Annotated in this window: 23 protein-coding genes and 2 tRNA genes; 8 read left to right on the top strand and 17 right to left on the bottom strand. The window is 45.3% G+C overall.

What is annotated here, in order from left to right; translation table 11 throughout:
- Nucleotides 1-379 precede the first annotated feature (379 nt).
- From OO774_RS07695 to hppD, 8 genes are all read right to left on the bottom strand, one after another.
- A tRNA-Val gene (locus tag OO774_RS07695) sits at nucleotides 380-456 on the bottom strand.
- Between the two features lie 35 nt (nucleotides 457-491).
- Nucleotides 492-568 (bottom strand) — tRNA-Val (locus tag OO774_RS07690).
- A 179-nt stretch (nucleotides 569-747) separates the two neighbouring features.
- Nucleotides 748-1,086, bottom strand: coding sequence for a hypothetical protein (locus tag OO774_RS07685; RefSeq protein ID WP_264905950.1), 339 nt, complete (start codon nucleotides 1,084-1,086; stop codon nucleotides 748-750).
- Nucleotides 1,087-1,252: 166 nt separating this feature from the next.
- Nucleotides 1,253-1,915 (bottom strand): DUF2726 domain-containing protein, encoded by a 663-nt coding sequence (locus OO774_RS07680; RefSeq protein WP_264905949.1) that lies wholly within the window; start codon nucleotides 1,913-1,915, stop codon nucleotides 1,253-1,255.
- A 143-nt stretch (nucleotides 1,916-2,058) separates the two neighbouring features.
- Entirely contained in the window at nucleotides 2,059-2,727 is a 669-nt protein-coding gene (maiA, locus tag OO774_RS07675; RefSeq protein WP_264905948.1) for a maleylacetoacetate isomerase, read from the bottom strand.
- A 14-nt stretch (nucleotides 2,728-2,741) separates the two neighbouring features.
- Nucleotides 2,742-3,779, bottom strand: a complete 1,038-nt coding sequence (locus tag OO774_RS07670; RefSeq protein WP_264905946.1) for a fumarylacetoacetate hydrolase family protein — start codon at nucleotides 3,777-3,779, stop codon at nucleotides 2,742-2,744.
- Nucleotides 3,780-3,788: 9 nt separating this feature from the next.
- Nucleotides 3,789-4,919 carry a homogentisate 1,2-dioxygenase gene (locus OO774_RS07665; RefSeq protein WP_264905945.1) on the bottom strand — a complete coding sequence of 377 codons (1,131 nt, stop codon included), beginning with the start codon at nucleotides 4,917-4,919 and terminating at the stop codon, nucleotides 3,789-3,791.
- Complete coding sequence (hppD, locus tag OO774_RS07660) at nucleotides 4,912-5,985, bottom strand: 4-hydroxyphenylpyruvate dioxygenase (protein WP_264905944.1); 1,074 nt, start codon at nucleotides 5,983-5,985, stop codon at nucleotides 4,912-4,914. Before hppD ends, OO774_RS07665 begins: the two co-directional genes overlap by 8 nt.
- A 536-nt stretch (nucleotides 5,986-6,521) precedes the next feature.
- Here hppD and OO774_RS07655 point away from each other — a divergent pair.
- A complete protein-coding gene (locus tag OO774_RS07655; RefSeq protein WP_264905942.1) occupies nucleotides 6,522-7,628 on the top strand; it encodes a M20/M25/M40 family metallo-hydrolase in 1,107 nt (368 codons plus the stop codon).
- A 356-nt stretch (nucleotides 7,629-7,984) separates the two neighbouring features.
- Nucleotides 7,985-8,413 carry a hypothetical protein gene (locus tag OO774_RS07650; protein WP_264905941.1) on the top strand — a complete coding sequence of 143 codons (429 nt, stop codon included), beginning with the start codon at nucleotides 7,985-7,987 and terminating at the stop codon, nucleotides 8,411-8,413.
- Nucleotides 8,414-8,488: 75 nt separating this feature from the next.
- On the opposite strand, the gene OO774_RS07645 is transcribed toward OO774_RS07650, so the two are convergent.
- Nucleotides 8,489-9,571 (bottom strand): ABC transporter substrate-binding protein, encoded by a 1,083-nt coding sequence (locus OO774_RS07645; RefSeq protein ID WP_264905939.1) that lies wholly within the window; start codon nucleotides 9,569-9,571, stop codon nucleotides 8,489-8,491.
- Between the two features lie 180 nt (nucleotides 9,572-9,751).
- On the opposite strand from OO774_RS07645, the gene OO774_RS07640 reads away from it, so the two are divergent.
- Together OO774_RS07640 and OO774_RS07635 are read left to right on the top strand one after the other, a co-directional pair.
- Nucleotides 9,752-10,804: an iron ABC transporter permease gene (locus OO774_RS07640; RefSeq protein ID WP_264905938.1), complete on the top strand. Its 1,053-nt coding sequence runs from the start codon at nucleotides 9,752-9,754 to the stop codon at nucleotides 10,802-10,804.
- 2 nt (nucleotides 10,805-10,806) lie between these two features.
- Nucleotides 10,807-11,574: an ABC transporter ATP-binding protein gene (locus tag OO774_RS07635; RefSeq protein ID WP_264905937.1), complete on the top strand. Its 768-nt coding sequence runs from the start codon at nucleotides 10,807-10,809 to the stop codon at nucleotides 11,572-11,574.
- A gap of 136 nt (nucleotides 11,575-11,710) precedes the next feature.
- Here OO774_RS07635 and OO774_RS07630 read toward each other — a convergent pair whose 3' ends face one another.
- The 5 genes from OO774_RS07630 to OO774_RS07610 form a co-directional block, all read right to left on the bottom strand.
- Nucleotides 11,711-12,193 carry a DUF2059 domain-containing protein gene (locus OO774_RS07630; RefSeq protein ID WP_264905935.1) on the bottom strand — a complete coding sequence of 161 codons (483 nt, stop codon included), beginning with the start codon at nucleotides 12,191-12,193 and terminating at the stop codon, nucleotides 11,711-11,713.
- A gap of 97 nt (nucleotides 12,194-12,290) precedes the next feature.
- A complete protein-coding gene (locus tag OO774_RS07625) occupies nucleotides 12,291-12,995 on the bottom strand; it encodes a hypothetical protein (RefSeq protein WP_264905934.1) in 705 nt (234 codons plus the stop codon).
- 468 nt (nucleotides 12,996-13,463) lie between these two features.
- Nucleotides 13,464-13,721 carry a hypothetical protein gene (locus OO774_RS07620; protein WP_176293581.1) on the bottom strand — a complete coding sequence of 86 codons (258 nt, stop codon included), beginning with the start codon at nucleotides 13,719-13,721 and terminating at the stop codon, nucleotides 13,464-13,466.
- Between the two features lie 201 nt (nucleotides 13,722-13,922).
- Entirely contained in the window at nucleotides 13,923-15,047 is a 1,125-nt protein-coding gene (gene rlmF, locus OO774_RS07615) for a 23S rRNA (adenine(1618)-N(6))-methyltransferase RlmF (protein ID WP_264905932.1), read from the bottom strand.
- Nucleotides 15,034-15,549: a M48 family metallopeptidase gene (locus tag OO774_RS07610; protein ID WP_263838542.1), complete on the bottom strand. Its 516-nt coding sequence runs from the start codon at nucleotides 15,547-15,549 to the stop codon at nucleotides 15,034-15,036. Before OO774_RS07610 ends, rlmF begins: the two co-directional genes overlap by 14 nt.
- A gap of 149 nt (nucleotides 15,550-15,698) precedes the next feature.
- Between OO774_RS07610 and OO774_RS07605 the strand changes: the two genes are divergently transcribed.
- The gene (locus OO774_RS07605) at nucleotides 15,699-15,929 is read left to right on the top strand and encodes a glutaredoxin family protein (protein ID WP_264905931.1); all 231 of its coding nucleotides are present in this window, start codon (nucleotides 15,699-15,701) and stop codon (nucleotides 15,927-15,929) included.
- Nucleotides 15,930-15,953: 24 nt separating this feature from the next.
- On the opposite strand, the gene OO774_RS07600 is transcribed toward OO774_RS07605, so the two are convergent.
- Nucleotides 15,954-16,823, bottom strand: a complete 870-nt coding sequence (locus tag OO774_RS07600; protein WP_065296735.1) for a LysR substrate-binding domain-containing protein — start codon at nucleotides 16,821-16,823, stop codon at nucleotides 15,954-15,956.
- Between the two features lie 111 nt (nucleotides 16,824-16,934).
- On the opposite strand from OO774_RS07600, the gene OO774_RS07595 reads away from it, so the two are divergent.
- The 3 genes from OO774_RS07595 to OO774_RS07585 all read left to right on the top strand — a co-directional run bounded on the left by OO774_RS07595 (nucleotide 16,935) and on the right by OO774_RS07585 (nucleotide 19,788).
- Nucleotides 16,935-18,158 (top strand): MFS transporter, encoded by a 1,224-nt coding sequence (locus tag OO774_RS07595; protein ID WP_264905929.1) that lies wholly within the window; start codon nucleotides 16,935-16,937, stop codon nucleotides 18,156-18,158.
- A gap of 333 nt (nucleotides 18,159-18,491) precedes the next feature.
- On the top strand, nucleotides 18,492-19,073 hold the full coding sequence (locus OO774_RS07590) for a DUF1415 domain-containing protein (protein WP_264905928.1): 582 nt from the start codon (nucleotides 18,492-18,494) through the stop codon (nucleotides 19,071-19,073).
- Between the two features lie 139 nt (nucleotides 19,074-19,212).
- The gene (locus OO774_RS07585) at nucleotides 19,213-19,788 is read left to right on the top strand and encodes a nucleoside triphosphate pyrophosphohydrolase family protein (RefSeq protein WP_264905926.1); all 576 of its coding nucleotides are present in this window, start codon (nucleotides 19,213-19,215) and stop codon (nucleotides 19,786-19,788) included.
- A gap of 350 nt (nucleotides 19,789-20,138) precedes the next feature.
- Here the strand turns inward: OO774_RS07585 and btuD are convergent, their stop codons facing one another.
- Together btuD and btuC are read right to left on the bottom strand one after the other, a co-directional pair.
- Complete coding sequence (gene btuD, locus OO774_RS07580; protein WP_264905925.1) at nucleotides 20,139-20,906, bottom strand: vitamin B12 ABC transporter ATP-binding protein BtuD; 768 nt, start codon at nucleotides 20,904-20,906, stop codon at nucleotides 20,139-20,141.
- Entirely contained in the window at nucleotides 20,893-21,888 is a 996-nt protein-coding gene (btuC, locus tag OO774_RS07575) for a vitamin B12 ABC transporter permease BtuC (protein ID WP_264905924.1), read from the bottom strand. The genes btuD and btuC overlap by 14 nt, the downstream gene beginning before the upstream one ends.
- Nucleotides 21,889-21,993 lie beyond the last annotated feature (105 nt).

Here is a 21,993-nt window from a genome sequence, read left to right as displayed (position 1 = left end):
TAACGCCGAATGGGGCATTTATGTGTCAGGCTCCCTTGGTAATCACACAGAACTAGCTGAAACGGACATGGTCAGATTCGTTTCAACCAGAATCAGGAAAATGTGAATAAGCAAAATCTCTTTCGAAATTCTTGTGGAGTTAATCCAACGATATTAATAAAGGCTTTTCGACATGCACAGATATCTTCGTAAACGACCTGATTGGCTATTTTATCGACAAACTCGTGGGCACAGATGGGCACAATTGTGCCCGATAAGGTATGGTTCACTGCATATCGCGTACATAAATATGCAAAACTAAGATGAGGAAATTTAAGCTGAGACTAGGTAAACTCCAGATACAACGAAGCCCGCTGAGGTGCGGGCTTTGCATAAAATTTGGTGGGTCCGGGCGAACTCGAATCGCCGACCCCTACCATGTCAAGGTAGTACTCTAACCAACTGAGCTACGGACCCAAATTTTGTGTTCCTACTTACCATTCAAATCAGAATGGTGCGTCCGAGTGGACTCGAACCACCGACCCCCGCCATGTCAAGGCGGTACTCTAACCAGCTGAGCTACGGACGCATTTCTCTGGAACGAGAGGGATATTAGCCATAAGCTATCTGGGGTGCAAGCATAAATTCACTAACTTTGAATCGTTTGGCGAAAATGTAAACTCAACACCCGTTTTCAGGCGTATTTATAAGCGAAACGTACCCAATACGGGTATAAAAATGTGATCTAGGTAACTTTTGAATTTTTGCTTAGTTATCATAAGGTACCTCACTCAACATCCAAAGCTGCAAGGTATAGGAAACATCAGGACAAGAACCGAACAGAATTTGGTATTTAGGCTCAAAAGGTTCACCGATATAAGTGGTGCGAATCAGCTCGCCAGTTTTAAGATCCACTTGAGTTGTAACTCGCCCTTTGAAGTTTTGAAAAATCACAAACTGTTCGCTGTGGTAAACCATTTGATCTCGATAAAACAAAAAATGGTCTTCTGGTGTATCAGTAAGCTGGCATTCCAACGGCTTTAAATTAGGAAAAGCATTGGCATTTGAAACGAACAGCAGCAGAGCAAAAATCCATCCATATCGCATAGCATTAACCTACTTTTGTTTCTCTTTTCCAAGTATAGGACTTATACCCAAATCACCTCTGAATGCTTGGCTCCAAATTACTAAAAAGGCTTTGACTCAAACAAGTCAAAGCCCCAGACAAGCAAAATTTTTACTCATCATTTTGTTGATTGCTAATCGTCCATCGTTATTCGTCTGGAGCATCAAACACCACGTTGTAGTTCTCGGTGTAAGTACAGTTTGGTTGACGGCTACAAGTGAAAAAGCGTCGGCCTTTTAATTCACCTTGACTGGCTGTCCTAATTATCATCGGGCTGCTGCACTTTTTACAAAAACGCACCTCTTTACCCGGCTCGATCAATTCTATGTGCGCCGCAAGTAAACGACGCAATCGCCCTACCTGGTAACTGTGCTTTATCGAAGTACCAATTAGTGGCAAATTGGCTGTTTTACACACGTGAATCAGCAGTTTTTGTCGCGCAGCCTTGCCTTTATGAAGAGGCTTTCCATCATCCAGCTCTAGAATCACTCGCGGTTCTAACGTGCGCGGGTCACAAATTACATAGTCAAAATAGCTTCTGGAAATACGGTTACTCGCCACAAAAAGCTGCCGTTTGTTTTTAATATCCTTCGGCGCAACCAAACTGGACATATTGACTTTACTAAATATCACCGCGTGATCGCCAACAGCGGTTCTTAAGGCATTGAAAAACGCAGCTTCTTGCCCTCTTAACAAAGCGCCTTTTGAGCAATATGAGTAGTCTCGGGTGTCATCATGCTTGAGCACATATTTTTGAATAATGAAGAAAAAAACAACCAGAAGAACTACGATGATAAAGATGTTGGTCATAGATAAAACGAGCCGAAAACAACAAGTTGATCAAGCCTAAATCTAAACGTTGACCAGAGCAACAAAACGGCACAATTTTGCAATAATGGTGAGATTCAGGGTAGGAAATGAGCTTAACAGAGGCATCTGTTAAGCTCTAAGATCTAACTATTGGCATCCGGTTGATGCTCTGGCATGGCATCAATGAAAGCCGGAAGTTGATAACAGGCTTCAACAATCGAGTTGATTATCGGATAAGCGGCCAAATCAACACCAAAGCGCAACGCATTATACACTTGCGGTACCAAGCAAATATCAACGATAGACGGTGAATCGGTCAGACTGAACTTACAATCACCATGCAATTTTCTATGGTTTGCCAGTTTTTCTTCTAATGAAGCAAAGCCTTTGTTAATCCAGTGATGAATCCAGGCGACTTTACGCTCTGCATCACACGCCAACTCCCCTTCCAGGTACTGCAAGACGCGCAAATTATTCAAAGGGTGAATCTCAATGGCAATATCCTGTGCCATGGAAAGCGCTTGATATCGCAAAGGTGAACGCTTTGGAATGACAGCAACATCCGGATAATTTTCATCGAGATACTGAATAATAGCCAGAGACTGGTTTAATCGAAGTTCACCATCCACCAGCACTGGCACCAGCTCAGAGGCATTCAGTTTGTGATACTCCTCGCTGTGTTGCTCTCCTCCCTCACGCACCAAGTGCACCGATTTTGATTCATACTGGATCTCTTTAAGATTCAGACAAATGCGTACACGATAAGCCGCAGAGGATCGCCAATATCCATAAAGCGTGATCTGTTCGCTCATTCATTTTCCCTGTATTAATGCTTCAAGTACTGGCTAACTTGTTGATCAATCGAGCCGAAGATATTGTTGCCATCTGCATCAAACATCTCAAGTTTGATTGCATCACCAAACGACATAAAGTTCGTCGACGGTTTACCATCGCGTATGGTTTCAATCATGCGCACTTCAGCAATACAAGAGTAACCGACGCCACCTTCTTCAATCGATGTGCCATGTTCAGTACCTTGTTTGTTAGACACGGTACCAGAGCCGATTATCGCTCCAGCAGACAGCGGACGCGTTTTAGTAGCATGGACGATGAGATCCGCAAAGTCGAATGTCATGTCTACCCCAGCATTCGGACAACCAAATGGCTTGTGATTGTAGGTCGAAACCAATGGTAAATGGACTTTGTTTTCGTACCATGCATCGCCGAGCTCATCTGGTGTCACCGCAACAGGAGAGAATGCGGATGACGGCTTAGACTGGAAGAAGCCAAACCCTTTCGCCAACTCTGCAGGAATCAGGCCGCGCAGCGAGACGTCGTTCACCAACATGATGAGCCTGATCGATTCTTGCGCCTCGGCGATACTCGCACCCATTGGCACATCACCCGTCACTACCGCGACTTCGCCTTCAAAATCAATGCCCCACTCGTCGCTGGCAAATTCGATGTTATCGCAAGGGCCGATAAACGCATCTGAGCCACCCTGATACATCAAAGGATCTGTCCAGAAGCTCTCAGGCATTTCTGCTCCACGAGCTTTACGAACCAGCTCCACGTGGTTTACGTACGCGCTGCCATCTGCCCACTGATATGCTCTTGGTAAAGGAGATTCACAATAGTGTGCCTCGAATTCTTCGAATCCTGCGACCGTTCCTCTGTTAAGTGCGGTGTACAGTTCTTCCAATTGCGGCGCTACCGCTTCCCAGTTGTCCAGTGCGACTTGCATCGTCGGCGCTAAATTTTTTGGATGGAACACTTCTGTCGCTGGAACGCAGCGAGTTAAGTCTTTACTCACGACCATCAACAGGCCATCGCGAGTACCATTTTTCTTGGTTGCTAATTTCATCCTTGCCTCTTATTTTTCTTGCCAGCTGTAGACGTATTCTTTGTTTTCTACCTTTTCCAGTTCATCCGAGAGCTGAAGCGCGTGGCGCGTATCTATCATCACCGCCACCTCGTCAGTAAACTTCTTCTTGTATTCCTGACCCGCTTTAAAGGCTTTTGGGTGAGGTCCGTGCGTAAATCCAGCTGGGTGGAATGTCACCATGCCCGCTTCAATATTGTCACGGCTAAAGAAATCGCCTGCGTGGTAGAACAAGACTTCGTCATAGTCATCGTTGTTGTGGTAGAACGGTACTTTAAGCGCGCCAGGATCACTCTCTATCGGACGAGGAACAAAGGTACACACCACAAATCCTGCTCCTACAAATGTAGTATGTGCGGACGGTGGTAAGTGGTAACGATGTGACATAAGTGGACGAATATCACGCCAGTTCACTTTTACTACGGCTAAGTCGCCATGCCAGCCAATCGCGTCTAACGGATTAAACGGATAAGTGATCACGCTAACTTTATCGTGACGCTTCACCTGTACCTGAGTACTGTTCTCTGAATACTGCGCGCGGAATTGGTCGTTTATCGACGGTGTTTCGAGTACCGCAGGATCAAACACAGCGTGATTTCCCACCATGCCCTTTTCTGGCAAGGTATAAGCCGCATCGGTGTTTTCGATCATCAGAATGAACATCGGCTCGCTTGGCTCTAAGCGCCAGCTCGTGGAGCGCGGGATCATGACATAATCCCCTTCACTCACTTTTAAGTGCCCGTAGTCACAGTAAAGATCGGCAGTCCCCTGGTGGATAAACAGCAGCTCATCGCCGTCTGCATTTCGTACCAGAAAATCCATCTTTTCATCCATGCGCCAAACACGGATTTTACAGTTGGCGTTATGCAGTAAGTGTGGCACCGCCCAAGGCGTTATGTGGCTGGCTTTCTCTACGAGATTGAAATCAAACGCTCGTGGACGCAACTCGCCTTCCCACTCAGACCAACCTGTTGGCGCGTGTTGATGATGAAAATGTGCAGCAGGGCCAAAGAATCCACTTCGACCCGCTTCACGTTCATAAATTGCCTCTTCCGGGAAATCAGCATGTGCTTGCTTTGAGCACACTCCCTCCCGATGAGGGAATGTGATCCATTTATGCATCGTTCAGTACTCCTCGGCGAATTTGGTCTTCTTCAATCGATTCAAATAACGCTTTGAAGTTACCTTCACCAAATCCTTCGTTACCTTTGCGTTGAATGATCTCGAAGAACACCGGGCCAATCACGGTTTGGGTAAAGATTTGCAGCAAGATGCCGTCTTTCGTCGGTGCGCCATCAATCAGAATTTGTAAGTCACGAAGCTTATTAACGTCTTCACCATGCCCTTCAACACGCTGGTCGACCTTCTCGTAGTAGGTATCTGGAGTTGGCATAAAGTCCATACCACGGTCGCGTAACGTTTGAACGGTTTGGTAGATGTCATCCGTTGTCAGAGCGATATGCTGAATGCCTTCGCCATTGTATTCACGGATAAACTCTTCGATTTGCGATTTATCGTCAGAGGACTCATTGATAGGAATTCGGATCTTGCCACAAGGTGCGGTCATCGCACGGCTGACGAGGCCTGTGAGTTTACCTTCAATGTCAAAATAACGGATTTCTCGGAAGTTACCGATGCGCTCATAGAAACCAGACCATACGTCCATGTTGCCCTGTTTAACGTTATGGGTCAGGTGATCGATCTCGTAAAGACCCACATCAGATTTCTCCAGACGCTCTTGCGCATCATCGTAAAAACGGAAATCGACATCGTAAATACTCTGCTTACCGTATCGGTCAACAAAATAGAGCAAGCTCTCACCAATACCGTAAATCGCTGGAATGCTGAGTTCCATCGGGCCAATTTCGGTTTTGTATTCTATACCACCGTTTTGTATTGCGTGCTCAAGCGCCGCTGTGGCGTCTTTTACGCGAAATGCCATACCACACACTGACGGGCCATGTACTTTAGCAAACCCTTCCGCTTGACTATGAGGTTGTGCATTGACGATAAAACTGATGTCACCCTGACGATATAACCATGCTTCTTTCGAACGGTGCTTCGCGATTTCTGCAAAGCCTAACGATACAAACAGTGCTTTGAGTTGTTCAATGCCTTTACTGTCTGCAGCTGTGTATTCCACAAACTCAAATCCGTCTGTACCTAATGGGTTGTATGCGTCCACCATGACTTTCTCCTTGCGTCATTAATTTGTTTACAGCGTTTCTAAACTATTTTTCTAACTTGGCGCAGGTGGAAGAAAATTGGAATACATCAACCAAAATCTCTGTTTTCAGGTTCCGAAGCTGCAAATGTAAAATATTTGTTACGCACAAACCCTCATCAGCAATCACGTATAAACAACGCAACAAAACACATAATTTTCAGTAAATTAAACTATCAATGTTAAATTCAAGCACTTCACTTACATGTAAACAGATTGTTACCGTGGCGATATTTATTGGCAGTCTGGTGATGTTTTAAACAAATCATTCACTTATGATTAAACCAGCGCATTTATCTCATACTTGCTTTCCTCAAGAACATGACAATGCGACTAGTTTCTCAGCACGTCTGGTTATAGTTCTGTCAAGCACCCAACTTTTTTGATTCATCTCAGTATCCATCACTCTCCAGTATGTAATAACAACGACTCTGTTCCGTTCGAGGACGTTGTCTGGCTTCATCGTTAGCGCCCTCGCCCCTGAAAGATGAGACCTCCAAATGACACAAATTAACCAAAAACGTCTAGTTGAACACTTCTGCCAACTGGTTCGCATTGACAGTGAATCGATGAATGAAAAACAAATCGCAGAAACTCTGGCTGAGCAACTGGGCGAGTTAGGCTTTACGGTTCACAAACTTCCTGTTCCGGAGCATATTTCGAATGGCTTCAATGTTTATGCTCGCCTGGAAGGCAAAAAAGAAGGCTCGATCCTGATGAGCTGCCATATGGACACCGTCACTCCAGGTATCGGTATTGAACCGATTATCGAAGATGGCATTATTCGTTCCAAAGGCAATACAATCCTTGGTGGTGACGACAAATCCGGTATCGCCGCAATTATGGAAGCCGTACGTTGCATTCAAGCTGAAAATCTTGAACATAAAACGTTAGAACTTGCTTTCACCGTGCATGAAGAAGGTGGTCTGTTTGGCTCTGAGTACTTCGACATGACCCATGTAACGTCAAAAGAGGCAATCGTACTTGATACAGGTGGCCCAATCGGAACCATCGTTACGGCGGCTCCGGGCCAGCAAAAGATCGTTGCGACGATCAAAGGCCGCCCGGCGCACGCAGGTCTGGCGCCAGAAGAAGGCATCAGCGCAATCATGGTAGCGGCAGATGCAATTAATCAGATGAAACTCCTTCGTATCGACGAAGAAACTACGGCTAACATCGGTATGGTAAATGGCGGTCAGGCGACCAACATTGTTATGCCTGAGCTAAAAATTGTGGCCGAAGCGCGCTCGCTAAATGGCGACAAATTGGACACACAAGTCAACCACATGATCTCGACCTTTGAGTCTGTTGCAGAAAAACACGGTGCAGAAGTCGACATCGAATCTAAACGTGCATACGACGCGTTTGTTATTGAAGAAGACAATGCACACGTTACTGATATCAAAGCAGCATTCGCGGATATGGGCATCGAAGCGTTTACCAAAGGCACAGGTGGCGGTAGCGATGCGAACAACTTCAACAAGAAAGGCCTGACTACCGTTAACCTTTCTACTGGGATGGCAAAAGTGCATACCACGGAAGAGTACATCGCCGTCGACGATATGGTGAAAATCACTCAGTTCATCAAGCACTACCTGGTGAAATAACGTCACGCAAGTGTCGCTTACCTAATGTAAAGGCCCTCGGACTAGTTGGTAATGCCGCTCGCTTTAAGGTTAGATAGATTGAATGTGTTCTATTTGTATTCATCGTCGTCATTCCAGCGAGCCTTGGCGAGACTAGGAATCTAGTATCAGCGTGCTGAGAAATTTTCATCATTACTCTAGCAAAAAGAGCGTGGAGTGTAGATTCTGAATCACGCTCGTGCCTCGCTGTTCAGAATGACTCGTTAATCTGACCGAGTTAGTCGAGGGCTTTCTATTCGCTATTCTCCAACACATTCTGGACGTGACTCTCCACCCCACGCTAAAATGTGCTACTTTTGATAACTTCGTAGAATTCTATGACCGACGCTGATATCGAGCTTCAACACATTTGGCTGGAAGTTCAGGCAGAACGCTGGCACAACATCCCTCGTTTCCTGTTTAGTTTTTACTGCTACAAACACAACCTCGTTAGTAAAACGAATAAGCCGTGTTGGGAAACCGCGCGTAACGAATTACCTGCATCACGCTCAATTCAAGCTCGCAAAAACAGTGTGATTGATCCTCTGGTTCCGGAAGACGCAGTCGTTGGTTTGCTCAAAACGCTGAGCAAAGATGGGGAAATGTCTTTCGACGCCATGGCGAAAACACTAGACACGTTTTTGCACTATGTGGTGGTGAGTAAACAAGAGCACGCAAAGCTCAAGCCAAATATGCCAGCAAGCTGGTATCAGGGACATGAAAAGCCGTTAAAGGCTCGTTTTGATCTTGCAGGTATTTCAATTTAAGTCAGTTGAAAAAGTAAAAAGCCGAAGTGAATCAAGAAAGACTCACTTCGGCCCAATAGAGATTAATGCTTCAGATTAAAGCTCAGTCATAAAGGTACCAGCGGGTTTAATTGGCAGGTACTTTTCATAAAAATCTTTGTAAGCGCCTTCTGGATTTAAATCACTAAATACATCTGGGTACATGATTTTGGCATAAAACTGGATCATCGCGCCATCAATGATGGTACGGCAAGCACCATGGTAAGCCGCATACATGCGATTATTTTTTACCGCAGAAATAGAAGACCAGCCAATACGATTTTTAAATCCCGCTAATCTCTGTTTTGCCAACGCTTCGTCAACACCTTCGCCCATGATCATCGAATCATCCGCACTGCCAGACTCGTAACCAGTCATTACGATTACATCTGGGTTTGCCGCAATGATCTGTTCTGGGTTCAGTTTGCCCCACCACTCAACGAATGGAGCAGAGATGTTGTCACCACCTGCCATTGTCGCAATAGCGCCCCACATGTTTTTACCGAATGTGTAGCCAACTTCGTTAACTCCAGACGCACCATATTCAGTATAAACTTTCGGTTTATCCAGATTTGCTTTTGCCAATCGCTCGCTGATCATCTCAACATTCTGTTGGTATTCATTCGCGATCGTAGCTGCTCGCTCTTGCTGGCCAGTAATTTCGCCAATAAGCTTAGTCGTCTGAACATGGCGCTCTACCGTTTGAGCGTTGTAATCCACTACCACAACCGCAATACCAGCGCTTTTCATACGCTCGACGTCTGATTCCAGTGCTTTGAACTGCCAATCCGCAAGCATTACCACATCCGGGCTTAGGCTTATTACCTTCTCAACGGAAAACGCGTTGGTATCGACACGGCCAATTTCTGGAATATCATCAAGTGATGGTCGATGTAACACATACGCCTGCCAGCTAGATGAACGCGCCTGCCAAATGTACTTAGACATGCCTACAACATTGTCATATGCCGCTTCGGTACCGATCGCCATATAATCTTCTGGGTAAAAACCGACTACTACTCTTTTCGCTGGCGATTCAAACGTAACTTCACGACCCAATACATCTGTAACAGTAATTGTTTGGGCAAAAGACAGCGTGCTAACGCAGACAGCAGCAAGCGCTAATAAGTATTTCAACATCAAGAAGGTTCCTTTTTATTCTATATCCCAGGCGGAGCCACTCCCGCCCTCGCGTCGTATAGTAATTCTTTTATTAACAGTAATGCAACTAACTATCATTAATGCTAGTATTGCGAACTTATCACGAGCTCTGTAGGCTTCTCTACTGGTCGTAACGAAATAGTAATTAGGTAGTAAGTCGTGCAATCTGCAGTTTTAGAACAACTCATCCAGCAGCAACGTAAGAGTGAAAAACGTCGAATATTGGTTATCGGTGTTTTCGCCATACTCATTCTGACAACCTTCATTCTTGATATTATGACAGGTCCGTCTTTACTCGATGCGACCAAAGTTCTTCATTCTCTTTTTGAATTTCTTGGTTTGCCATATCAAGTTGAACCATCAACCCAAATCATTGTGACCGAGCTAAGGCTTCCCATCGCGATCATGGCGATTGTTGTTGGGGGCGCACTCGGTATGGGCGGCGCAGAGATGCAAACCTTGCTCAATAATACCATGGCCAGTCCGTACACCTTGGGTATGGCTGCGGCGGCTGGTTTTGGCGCTGCGATTACTCTATATATGGGGTCATTTGGCTTAAGCAGCTATTACGCGGTGCCGATGGGCGCATTCTTATGCTGTATGCTTTCGGCGTGTTTTCTTTTCTCGTTAGCCTCAGCACGTCATATCAGCTCGGGACAACTCATTCTGGCGGGTATTGCTCTGCTGTTCTTGTTTCAGTCACTCTTGTCTCTGGTTCAATTTGTATCGTCTCCAGAGCTTAGCCAGCAGATCCTGTTTTGGCTGTTTGGTAGTTTAACAAAAGCAACCTGGAACACCGTCGCGATTACGTCGGCTGTTGTCTTCGTCGGTGGGATTCTATTACTTAAAGATGCCTGGAAACTCACCGCCCTTCGATTGGGTGAAGAGCGAGCGAAAAGCGTCGGCGTGAACATCACTCGCTTACGTTTGAAAACACTGTTTATCGTCGCGGTCATCACGGCTACTGTCACCAGTTTCGTTGGGATCATCGGATTTGTAGGCATCGTCGCGCCGAACATGGCCAAATCTATGGTGGGTGAAGATCAGCGCTTCTTCTTGCCTCTCTCCTTCTTGATCGGTGCTTTCTTACTTTCTGGTGCGTCTGTTTTGTCAAAAATCATCGTACCGGGAGCACTATTCCCGATCGGTATCGTTACGGCGATTATTGGCGTGCCTTTCTTCTTCTGGTTGATTTTAGTGAAGCGAGGTTAACAATGCTGGTAGCGAACAACGTAAATATTCAGATTGAGTCACTCACCCTTGCCAACAACTTCAATTTCAAACTGGAACCAGGTCAGGTAACGGCCGTTCTAGGGCCAAATGGCGCAGGTAAAAGCACCCTGCTTAAAGCTATTTTTGGCGATGTGAATCTGGCCAGTGGTGCTATTTCTCATTACGGTGATGAACTGGATCACAAGTCTCTCTCTTCATGGCGTGCCAAGTTTGGCTACATGCCACAGGACATCGGCTTACAGGTTAGTTTGACCGTTCTTGAGGTTGTACTGATGGGACGTTTAGACAGTTTAAGCCTGCGTATCGATGACAAATTACTTGGTGAAGGTTTACAAATACTAAACAGTATTGGTATGGCGCATTTAGCGAACCGTAACGTAAGCTCGTTAAGTGGTGGTCAGCGTCAAATGATCTTGTTCGCGCAAGCGATCATGCGTAACCCACAAATTATGCTGCTTGATGAACCGGTCAGCGCGCTTGATCTTCATCACCAACATGTTTTGCTCGATCACCTTGTAACTCAAACCCGTGCCGAGAACTACGTGAGCATCATGGTACTGCATGATCTCAACCTCGCCGCGCAGTACGCCGATAATCTATTGGTAATAAAACAGGGTGAACTGGTTAGCGTAGGCTCGCCAGAAGACGTCTTAACCACAGAGTTAGTGAAAGACATCTATCAAGTGGAAGCGAGTGTTCATCGTGACAACGACGGCGTACCATTCGTCAGAACGATGAAGGCTAGTTAGGCGAAGAAATACGACTAGTTGGTATGGATTGATTGGTTGCTAGAGAACACTTATCTAGCAACCATTTTTAGCGTGAAAGTGCGTGTACGTTTCCGACCCAGTACGATGCATTATCAATCCGTCTGTTCGGCAACGCCTATTTTATTTGGTGCTTTTCGAAGAAAGGATTTAGTTTCTCAATAAGTTGTGGTCGAGCTCGCTCAGCTTCTTGCAATCCTAGTTGAGTGCCTGCTTGCATCAATGCTGGCGATTTTTCTACAAGTTTTTGTCCTACAGGTGTCGAGTAAAACTCAATAATTGATTCTATTTCTTGTTGGCTGAAAGCCTGAGAATAAAGCGAACCCATCTCAACTATCATGTTTTTCCGATCAAGATCATTGATGAACCAATATCTAATAATGTCAACGAGTTCCTCCTGTTGAGTTTTGTTCAACTGAAGGTTACTGGTTAATTGTTCGATGATTGGTGTCATTGTTGTATCAAAGCTACCAGAAAGTTGTTCCTCAATTTTCATAACCTCTAGTAAACGCTCTACTGATTCCTGTTTATCAGCTGCCATACCACTAATTGGGCTAGCCACAAGTAAAGCTACCACTATAAACTTGCGTAAATTTTTCATTTTAACTCTCTAGATGTATAACAACCCTGTTAAGGGAGAAGAAAAGGCAGATAAAGTGCCATCCGTTGCGAATCTGCTTTAAACACTGTTAGCTATTTTATTCACCCATGAGACCGATGGCATACTCACGAAGAACTCTGGCATTGTCTGCATAAGCCGTATTGCCACAAACAATGTTTTCATAACTAATCTCTGGTGATGAATAGAAAGGATGCGTTTCATCCGCATAAGCCATGATGGTACCTTTGCCACCACAAATATAACCATATGAATACTCTGTAATTTTACTCGCTAAGCTTAAGGGGAGTCGCTTTGAAAGATCAAATGGCATTCCACCAGTTTGGTTCGATAGCGTTTCCATATCATGGCTTGCCCACGCCAAATGACCTAACTCATGTTCTAACACATGATCTTTACATGTAAGTCCAATTGTAAAAAACTGAGGATACACTGATGGATGAGTTTCACCACACCAATCGGTTGTAAATTGCGAGATGTTTTTTTTGAAAACCAGACCATAAAAACCCGTTTTACTGCCATTGACCCGCTCAACTTCTTTAGAGTAGTAATATGCTAAAAAATCGTGCACTACGCTAAATTCTTCCGCTTCTTCCCCAAGAATTTTGGGAGTATAGATAATTTTGTCCAACGTCCGTTTTATAGGAATACATGAGTTTCTCAAAGCGCTATTCGAAAACGTTATCCATCGTTGAATGTGATCTTCGATGACAAATGACTCGTAATCTTTTTGAACTGAATCTGAGATAAAGAATGTAATTGGTGTTTCTAGAGTACGTGACATTTGACATTCTGGTAGGTCAAGAGTACTACTCAGAGAGTCCCAACATAATCCGAAAATGAGTAACACTGAAGCTAGTATTTGTTTCATCTCACTACGACTCCTCTCTGACTAACAACCCACATTTTTCAGACGTCACCAAGCCTGCATTTTCTGTCAAATATGATGTCGTCTTTTTTTGAGTACTTCAAAGGATAATCAGTAAGTTAGCGATCGACACTACGAATTTGACTATACAATATTGCATTATTCTGGATTTTCGATTTGAAGAGGCCATTTTGGGAACTTTTGCTACGGGAAGACACATAATCTACTTGTGAGGGAGTGTTGATGCGAAATGACAGAGGGATGGCTGAAATAAAGCAGTCCGTCAGTTCTAAATACCGAAGTAAGTTCGAGCTGACGGGTGGAAACAGGCAGTGGTTAAATAAAGATAAGGCGAAACCTTAAATCTCACATTTCAAATCTCATCTATTTACCATCAGCAACATTTATCGTGATCACACCAGCTTCAAGCGCCATATCGACCACCTTTTGAAATTCGGAAGGATGAAGCATGACATACCCCGTCAAAGCATACCCATCATGTTTGGAGGTTGGATCTCTTTCACCGCTACCACTTATGCGGATCTCACCAGCGACTAGCTCCGCCTTCCCCAACATCACAACACATTCGTCTTCTTCAACTTTATCCGTTGAAGAATATTCTCTAACAATTCCTACTTTCATGTTTGTTCACTCATATAAGGGAGTTTATTGAATAGTAGTAACACCCTGAAAGTTCGTCAAAATAGAAAGTGGTGTTGTAGGCTTAAAGCAAAAATGGAGTATGCGCAGGGAATAGCTGAGTAGAATCTGTCAGCTCTGATTACAGAGAGAATGAAGAACTGACAGATTGAAAGATTTAGGGGAGCTACATTACTTATTTGGCTACTTAAGCGCTCGCCACGCCTTTCGCTGTTCTTTATCCATATAAGACCAGGCAATAAACCGGCTTATTTTTTGTCCTTGGCTCATCTCTACCACTCGAATGGCTTTTACGCCCAATTTCTCAAGCTGCTTGCGCATAGGACGAACATTCTCTTTTTTCGAAATCAGCGTAGTAAACCAAAGCACTTGGGCGCTGAATGCTTGGCTTTCGTTAGCCATTTTACGAATAAACGCCGCTTCCCCGCCTTCGCACCAAAGCTCTGCGTTTTGACCACCAAAGTTAAGCGTTGGTTTTGTCGTGTTTGCACGCGCTGGTTTCACGCCTTTCTTACGTTGGTTTGCTCTAAGGTTGTCCACTTTACGTTGACTTCCCATCGCTGCTTCTTCTACCGAACGGTGGAATGGTGGATTACAAGTTGTGACATCGTAACGCTCATTCGGCTGAATTACCCCGCGATAGATGTTTGCTTGACTCATCTGACGAACCAGTTCGATTCTGCTATTTAGTGACACATTGCCATCGACGATTGCCTGAGCCGATTCAATTGACCTAGGATCAACGTCGCTTCCGGTATAGTGCCATCCGTATTCTGTCACTCCAACAATTGGGTAAATACAGTTTGCACCAACGCCAATGTCCAACGCTCGCACATCGTGATGCGGGTATTTACCTTTCACTTCCCCATCGAGTAACTCAGCGACACGGTGAATGTAATCTGCACGCCCTGGAATTGGTGGGCAAAGATAGTGTTCGGGGATATCCCAGAATTCAATATCGTAATGCGCGGCTAACAAGGCTTTATTAAGCATTTTGACCGCTTTTGGGTCAGAGAAGTTAATTGAGTCTTCCCCGTTCGGATTTTTAATCACAAAGGCTTTTAATCGAGGCTCACTTGCCGTCAATTTTTTAAAGTCATAGCGGCCACGATGCTGATTACGTTCGTGTAATCCACTTTTAGCTACTTTAATGAAGTCTACATCGCTGTTCGCTGCCACTGGCGACTTTGCTTTGGTAGAGTTTTTTTGCTTCACGCGCTTTTCGCCTTTTGCATCGCCTCTACTCTGCTTTGGCTTGGCATTTTTTTTAGATTTTTCTGGCTTAGCGGTGTGGTTATTGTTCTTCATTCAAATTCGCTTTTAAATCAAGGTAAATCATAAACAGACGGGCATCAAACTCTAACTGGTGATACTCGGGTTCCATATAACAGCACAGTTGGTAAAACGCTTTATCGTGGTTTTTCTCTCGCGTATGAGCCAGTTCATGAACCACCAGCATTCTCAGTAGTGGCTCCGGTGCTTCTTTAAAAACATTCGCAATGCGAATCTCGTTCTTCGATTTGAGCTTGCCACCATGATTACGACTGATCACGCTGTGCAGCCCTAGCGCATTATTAATCAAGTGAATTTTCTTATCGTAGACCACTTTACTGATCGGTGCTGCTTTCTTCATGTAACGATTTTTTATCGCTATGGCGTACTCATACAGCGCCTTTTCACTTTTAATTTGATGACGTTCTGGATAGCGCTTTTCAAACCAAGGAACCAGTTTACCGCTGTCAACCAGCGAGCTAACTTGCTCAACAATGTGTGGAGGGTAACCCTGAATGTATCGAAGTGACGGATGCATGGTATAAAGTCTGCTATGACAAGGGAAAGGCGCTAAATATACCTGAGATAATCAGCACTTTCACCCTCGCTTTGACAATAGATTTCGCCTTTCAATTGTCGATAAAGGCCGTTAAACTTCGCATCCCAAAGATAATGGAGAGAAATTCAATGAAACGTGTCGTTCTTTACGTCAAAGATAAATGCCCCCACTGCAAAGATGCTCAACGTTATCTGGATTCGAAAAACATCACTTATCGCCTGTGCAACGCGAAAATGCAACGTGGCCGTAAAGAGCTGGATGCGCTGGGTGCCCGCTCGCTTCCAGTCTTGAAAATTGGCGACCAATTGATGATTGGCTGGAACACCAAAAACTTCGAAAAGATGTATAAAGGTGACTAGGGACAGCTCCTAGTTTTTACCCGGCTACAAATAACGTTTAACAAAATCAATAAACGTTCTGTCGGCAATCGATAAATAACCGTCTTTCCGCCATGCTAGCGCCAGATCGAGCGTCACTGGCGGATTAAACGGAATCCCCACCACATCTTTTTCATGCTGAGTGACCAGTTCGAGTAACGCCGTAATCGCAAATTCATGTTTTACGATGCTGAGGATCAATGGCAATAAGTTGGTTTCAAATGACGACTTCATGGTAAAGCCGTGCTCCTCGCTCACCTGGTCTAAAAACTCACGATGGAAATAGCCACGCTGGAACATCACCAATTCATGTTCAAAAAACTCATCAAAGGAGAGTGATTCACGCTGTGCTAATTCGTGCTCTGGCGCGACAACGGCAACCATCTGGCTGGTAAACAGATGATCGGTCTCAAGATCGTCAGGTACATTGTCACAACTTATCACCCCGATATCTAACCGCCCATCAAGCAACATACTTCTTATCGAATGCGTGCCCGCTTCCACCAGCGTTAATTTCAAATCCGGGAACCGGCTCTTAAACGCCATAACGATACGTGGGAAAAAGTAACTTCCCATCATCGACGGCGTACCCAAGCGCACCTCACCTTTAGCCAACCCTTTCAGTTCGTTAATCGCGAGCTGTGCATCGTGCAATTGCTGAATGACCCGCTTCGCGTGCACCAACAAGGTTTCGCCCTCTTGGGTTAGGCTAATCTTCTTATCTTCTCGCCGAAACAGCGTGACTCCCAGAGACTGCTCGAATTTTTTAATAGAGATACTCAAGGCAGGCTGAGCAATGTTCAGCACCTTCGCGGCATGGGTGATGTTGCCTTGCTCTGCAACAGCAAGGAAATGTTTCAGTTGCTTCGATTCCACTAGATCAAAAATATATGGTATCCATATTTTTAATATATTTTTTTAATTTACGATTAGCTGATAGATTGATCACAGTTTCTTTATATTGCGCTCTCGCAGCAGGCAGGACAAATGGTCATCTTCGGCACGCCAGAATACAAACGAATCACGCTCGCGCTTGCGCTGGGTTCATTCTTAGTCTTCTCTAATTTATATCAATTGCAGCCTATGTTGCCGACCTTTGCTCAGTTGTTTGCCATTTCTGAAACGCAGGTAAACTGGTTGTTTGCCTCATCCACGCTGGCGCTCTCTTTCAGCCTGGTACCAATGGCAGTATTGTCTGAAACCATTGGGCGAAAACCGGTCATGATGGCTGGCTTATTCGCTATCCCGGTTCTGTCTGCACTGATGCTACTTGGTGATTCATTCCTGTTTTTGGTTATCTGCCGCGCCCTTATTGGTGTTGCATTGGCGGCGTTTGCTGCCGTAGCGGTCGCCTATATGGCAGAAGAACTCGATAAACACGCCTTCTCCATGGCGATAGGGACTTATATTGCAGCCAACTCATTAGGTGGCATTGTGGGTCGTATTAGTGGTGGCTTATTGGCTGACAATTTCAGTGTGGATGTAGCGATTGAAGCCATAATGGTAGTGACCCTGTTAGGCGTAATTTTCGTACATTATTTGCTGCCAAAACAACGTAACTTCACCCCTTCTTCGAGTGGATTAAGACAACAAAACCGCGCCATTTTAGGTCACTTCAAAAATCAGCGTATATGGTTCGCCATGTTAGTTGGTGGCCTTAATTTCGCACTATTCGTTAACCTGTATTCAGTAATGGGTTTTAGATTGGTTAGTGAACCGCACAACATGCCGGTCGGCTTGGCATCACTTATCTTCGTTTGTTATTTAGGTGGTACGTTCTCGTCCCGTTGCGCTGGCCACTGGAGTAAACGTTATTCGTCTATTTTGGGTATGTTCTTAGGTGCCATTCTCAGCATGAGCGGCATGTGGATCGCGGCAATTGAAAGTGTGGCTGCCATGCTGTTTGGCTTGCTTCTGATTAGCTTTGGAGCCTTCTTCACCCACACTTTGGCTTACGGTTGGGTTGGCCAAAAAGCGACAACCGCGAAAGCGACCGCAACGGCTCTATACCTTGTGCATTACTATGTGGGCGGCAGTCTTGGTGGATTCTTACTGCTTTACTGCTGGCAACATGGCGGATGGTCAACAGTACTTATCGGCGGTAGCGTGGTCTATCTAGCGATGTTTAGCGCGATAGCTTATCTCAAACGCATTACAAAGACACACGACACAAAGGAAAGGGAAGAAGTAGCCAGCTTGAGAAGAAGTTAATTAGGGTCAACAGACCCTAGGGGCTGTTGATCTTTTGCGGTTAAATTTTGTTCGAGATAACAGCATTTTAATCGCGGCGAGAGGTTTGTAGCCTAGTCACTCTAAGCAAAACACCTCTCAACAAAGAGTAAAACGCTTTTAGCCGAACCCTTCGGGCAGCGTTTGTGGCTCCTTTCTACTGCGTTATCGGCTTATCAGGTAGGTCAACTACATTTCAAAGCCTCTGCCTTGTATAAATAACCCACAAACTGCTGCAAAAATCAGCTCAAAAGATCAACAGCCCCTAGTATATCTGCTATGCTTGCGCCACTTTCAAAATGATTTAAAAATCGTATGTCAACGCGCTCAACACCAACAAACCAAACTACAGATTTAAACGCGATCACCCAACAAGTGGATCAATGGCTGAATGATGTCGTTATCGGACTGAATTTATGCCCGTTTGCTGCCAAACCTCAACGTAAAAAACAAATTAAAATCTTCGTTAGTGAGGCGTCTCAAGAAGAAGCCTTGCTGGAAGATATTTTGTTGCAGTTAATTGAACTCAGTAACACAGAGCCAGAGAAGCTGGAAACGACCTTAGTCGTTGTTCCAAATATGCTCGACGATTTCTGGGACTACAACTTGTTTATTGATTGGGTTGAAGGCTTAATCAAGCAGCAAAATTGGGAAGGTATTTTCCAGGTGGCTACGTTCCATCCAGATTACTGTTTTGGTGGTGCCGAGCCAGAAGACGACGAGAACCTGACGAACCGCTCGCCGTATCCGATCTTCCATCTTATTCGTGAAGAGAGCATGGAAAAGGTGTTGAAACACTACCCTGATCCTGAGTCAATCCCAGATACCAACATCGCGCGTGTTTCTGCCCTTTCAGAGGAAGAGCGCAAAACGTTGTTCCCGTATTTATTTAGATAAGTTACGGCTTATAACCTTCAGAGCAGCACCCTACTTCACTCCAAGCGGCAGATTTAATAGTCAGTTAGACTCTTGTCTCTTGGGGAATAAAGAGCGGTTTGTTATCATGACCGCTTCAATCGATTCAATGGATATCAGAATGCAACTGTCAAAGCTAACCCAAGAGATTTTTGATCACTTATACCGTGACATCACCGAGTTCCGTAGCACGTTCGATCTTCCAGTCGCTGACGAAGCGAGTCTGGATGCACAGGCGGATACGCTGCACACATCTTTGGCGATCGAAGAGCTGACTGAGCTGGCAGAAGCAGATTGTAAAACAGAACAAGCAGACGCGATCGTAGACAGCGTTTACGTTCTTATGGGTCGTCTTGTACACCTTGGTAACAGCAAAGTGGAAGACAACCTAGCGATAAGTTACTTGATTGACCTGCTATTAAACGTTGCAGTAAACCGTGGTATCGACTTTATCCCTTGCTGGGACGAAGTGCACTCAAGCAACATGAGCAAAGTGTGCCGCAACGAAAAAGAATACACAGAAACAGAAGCATTCTACGCAGAACAAGGCATCAAACTGATGGCGGTACATCAGGGTGAGTACATCATCGCCAAATGTGCAGAAGACTTTGTATCTGAAGGCAAAACGGTACGTAAAGGCAAAGTACTAAAATCGGTTTACTACCGTCCGGCTGACCTTAAGCCGCTGACCAACTAAGCCTCCACGGTTAGATAGAGTCAAAACGAACCTGATGGGGAATGATAATCGCTTATTAATTCTATCGATTGATAAGCGATCTATTTTCACCAGTCACCGTCATTCCGAGGAGCCTTAGCGACATCAGGAATCTCCTGACAGCAAGCTCATAGTAGAAACAACTCCCCCCCTAACACAAGCACATTCGTTAATGAGATCCTGAATCAGGCTCCTTCGTCGCTGTTCAGGATGACTGGGTGTTTTGTTGCTAGCACACTTATAACGCTTCTCTGCGCGCTTATACTAGATTCCTAGTCTCGCTAAGGCTCGCTGGAATGACTGCAATAGATTTTTAGTTGAGAGCCAAGGAACTATTCGAAAAGCAGATACGGTTTCTCTTCAACCATCACCCTTTTTACCTGAGTGTTGAAAACCTCACCCAGCCCCTCTTCTGTTAACACATCCTCAGCCTTACCTGATGAGTGCAGCACGCCATTACTAAGCAACAACACCTTGTCAGCATGCCTCAGTGTCCGGTTTAAATCATGATTTGCGACCAATACCCCGATCCCCTGAGCAGCGACTTCAGCAATCAGCTGATAGAGCAGCCCCTCTTGGGCGATATCTAACGGAGCAGCAGGTTCATCCAAAATCAGTAACTGTGAATACGGGTTGATATTACGCCAAACCTGCAGGCAGACGCCCGCTAGTCTTACGCGTTGCCACTCACCGCCAGATAACGTCTGAATGCTACGGTGTAACTTATCCTGTAACTGAACAAGCTCAATCACTGCGTTTACCGCGTCGCGCACTTTGCTGTCACTGATCTTCACCCCACTAGGTAAAGACAGCGCGAGATACTGAAACACATCGACGTTAAATACTGGTCTGGATTGCTGACATAAATACCCTCTCAGGTAAGCCTGCTCCGACAGAGGCATCGCGAGTAAATCCCCGCTCTTAACGCTCACTTCACCACTCACGGAATCGTGACTGGTAAGCGTGCCGGAAATCGCGGCTAGTAACGTACTTTTCCCCGACCCATTTGGCCCGACGACATGCACGATCTCCCCTGCGTTGCATTCAAACGACAATGGTAATAGTCGGTTTCCTACCGCAATGTGCTTAACGTGCATCATGACTCTTCACCAGCATCCAAATGAAAATAGGCGCACCAATCGACGTGGTCATTACGCCTAGTGGCAGTTCAGCAGAGTCGAGTAATAACCTCGCACCGATATCCGCAAACACCAACAACGCAGCACCCGCTATCGCAGACAACGGCAGCAAGTATCGATTCTCGGTACCAAATGCCAAGCGCAGCAGATGAGGCACAACTAATCCAACAAAGCTGATGATTCCTCCAAGAGCGACCGAACCACCAACAAGGATTGAAATCGCTAATATCAATTTCCAGCGCATTTGATGAACATCGATGCCGAGCTGAGTGGCATGGATCTCACCTAACATCAGCTTATCGAGCGGCTTGCCCTTACAGCACAGCCAAATCAAAACAGGCAACATCACCAAAGTCACCGAATGCTGATACCAGCTCGCTCCGCCAATGCTGCCCATCAGCCAATACATTAACTGGCGAAGGCTGAGATCATCGCTGAAATAGAATGCCCAAGTAACAATTGCACTGGAGAATATTCCCAACGCCACACCAACCAACAACAAGCGTGCGGTTGTCAGGTGCATCACTCGTGCGATAGAAACCAGGGTTAAGGTAAACAACATCGAGCCCGCGATGGCGGCCAGCATAAAGATCAGCGGCGTCGGTAAGGTAGGAATCGCAAACATCACCAATACCATGGCGAGGCTAGCGCCACCGGAAATACCAAGCACACCTGGTTCAGCGAGGACATTTCCTAGCAGCACTTGCAGTGTTGCACCAGAAACAGCAAGCGCAGCGCCAATAATGGCAGCAGACAACAGTCTTGGTAAGCGTAAATCCACTAATAACTTGTGCTCGAATGCGGAAAGCGATTGAAAAGGAGAAAGGAAAATCTCTCCGACCATCAAATGTATGGCAGAGAGTAGTATGAGCACGGCGGACATAATCAAAAGATTGCGCTGCCAGCGACGCTCCTTGTTCAGGATAAGTTGTTGAAAATCCATAATAGCCGATAAAAACAAACGAGGCCTAACCTTACAGTTAAGCCTCGGTAAATTGCAACGACTTCGAAGCGTTACACTGAATATTTCGCGTTATGCCCGAAAGCT

The organism is Vibrio sp. STUT-A11 (assembly GCF_026000435.1).
Taxonomy (GTDB): domain Bacteria; phylum Pseudomonadota; class Gammaproteobacteria; order Enterobacterales; family Vibrionaceae; genus Vibrio.
Note: the sequence above shows the minus strand (reverse complement) of the source record. Positions and strands in the feature narration are given on the sequence as shown.

Coding starts and splice junctions, on each gene's coding strand:
- OO774_RS07685 (WP_264905950.1), bottom strand. CDS start 1,086: ATGCGATATGGATGGATTTTTGCTCTGCTGCTGTTCGTTTCAAATGCC.
- OO774_RS07680 (WP_264905949.1), bottom strand. CDS start 1,915: ATGACCAACATCTTTATCATCGTAGTTCTTCTGGTTGTTTTTTTCTTC.
- maiA (WP_264905948.1), bottom strand. CDS start 2,727: ATGAGCGAACAGATCACGCTTTATGGATATTGGCGATCCTCTGCGGCT.
- OO774_RS07670 (WP_264905946.1), bottom strand. CDS start 3,779: ATGAAATTAGCAACCAAGAAAAATGGTACTCGCGATGGCCTGTTGATG.
- OO774_RS07665 (WP_264905945.1), bottom strand. CDS start 4,919: ATGCATAAATGGATCACATTCCCTCATCGGGAGGGAGTGTGCTCAAAG.
- hppD (WP_264905944.1), bottom strand. CDS start 5,985: ATGGTGGACGCATACAACCCATTAGGTACAGACGGATTTGAGTTTGTG.
- OO774_RS07655 (WP_264905942.1), top strand. CDS start 6,522: ATGACACAAATTAACCAAAAACGTCTAGTTGAACACTTCTGCCAACTG.
- OO774_RS07650 (WP_264905941.1), top strand. CDS start 7,985: ATGACCGACGCTGATATCGAGCTTCAACACATTTGGCTGGAAGTTCAG.
- OO774_RS07645 (WP_264905939.1), bottom strand. CDS start 9,571: ATGTTGAAATACTTATTAGCGCTTGCTGCTGTCTGCGTTAGCACGCTG.
- OO774_RS07635 (WP_264905937.1), top strand. CDS start 10,807: ATGCTGGTAGCGAACAACGTAAATATTCAGATTGAGTCACTCACCCTT.
- OO774_RS07630 (WP_264905935.1), bottom strand. CDS start 12,193: ATGAAAAATTTACGCAAGTTTATAGTGGTAGCTTTACTTGTGGCTAGC.
- OO774_RS07625 (WP_264905934.1), bottom strand. CDS start 12,995: ATGTCACGTACTCTAGAAACACCAATTACATTCTTTATCTCAGATTCA.
- OO774_RS07620 (WP_176293581.1), bottom strand. CDS start 13,721: ATGAAAGTAGGAATTGTTAGAGAATATTCTTCAACGGATAAAGTTGAA.
- rlmF (WP_264905932.1), bottom strand. CDS start 15,047: ATGAAGAACAATAACCACACCGCTAAGCCAGAAAAATCTAAAAAAAAT.
- OO774_RS07610 (WP_263838542.1), bottom strand. CDS start 15,549: ATGCATCCGTCACTTCGATACATTCAGGGTTACCCTCCACACATTGTT.
- OO774_RS07605 (WP_264905931.1), top strand. CDS start 15,699: ATGAAACGTGTCGTTCTTTACGTCAAAGATAAATGCCCCCACTGCAAA.
- OO774_RS07595 (WP_264905929.1), top strand. CDS start 16,935: ATGGTCATCTTCGGCACGCCAGAATACAAACGAATCACGCTCGCGCTT.
- OO774_RS07590 (WP_264905928.1), top strand. CDS start 18,492: ATGTCAACGCGCTCAACACCAACAAACCAAACTACAGATTTAAACGCG.
- OO774_RS07585 (WP_264905926.1), top strand. CDS start 19,213: ATGCAACTGTCAAAGCTAACCCAAGAGATTTTTGATCACTTATACCGT.
- btuD (WP_264905925.1), bottom strand. CDS start 20,906: ATGATGCACGTTAAGCACATTGCGGTAGGAAACCGACTATTACCATTG.
- btuC (WP_264905924.1), bottom strand. CDS start 21,888: ATGGATTTTCAACAACTTATCCTGAACAAGGAGCGTCGCTGGCAGCGC.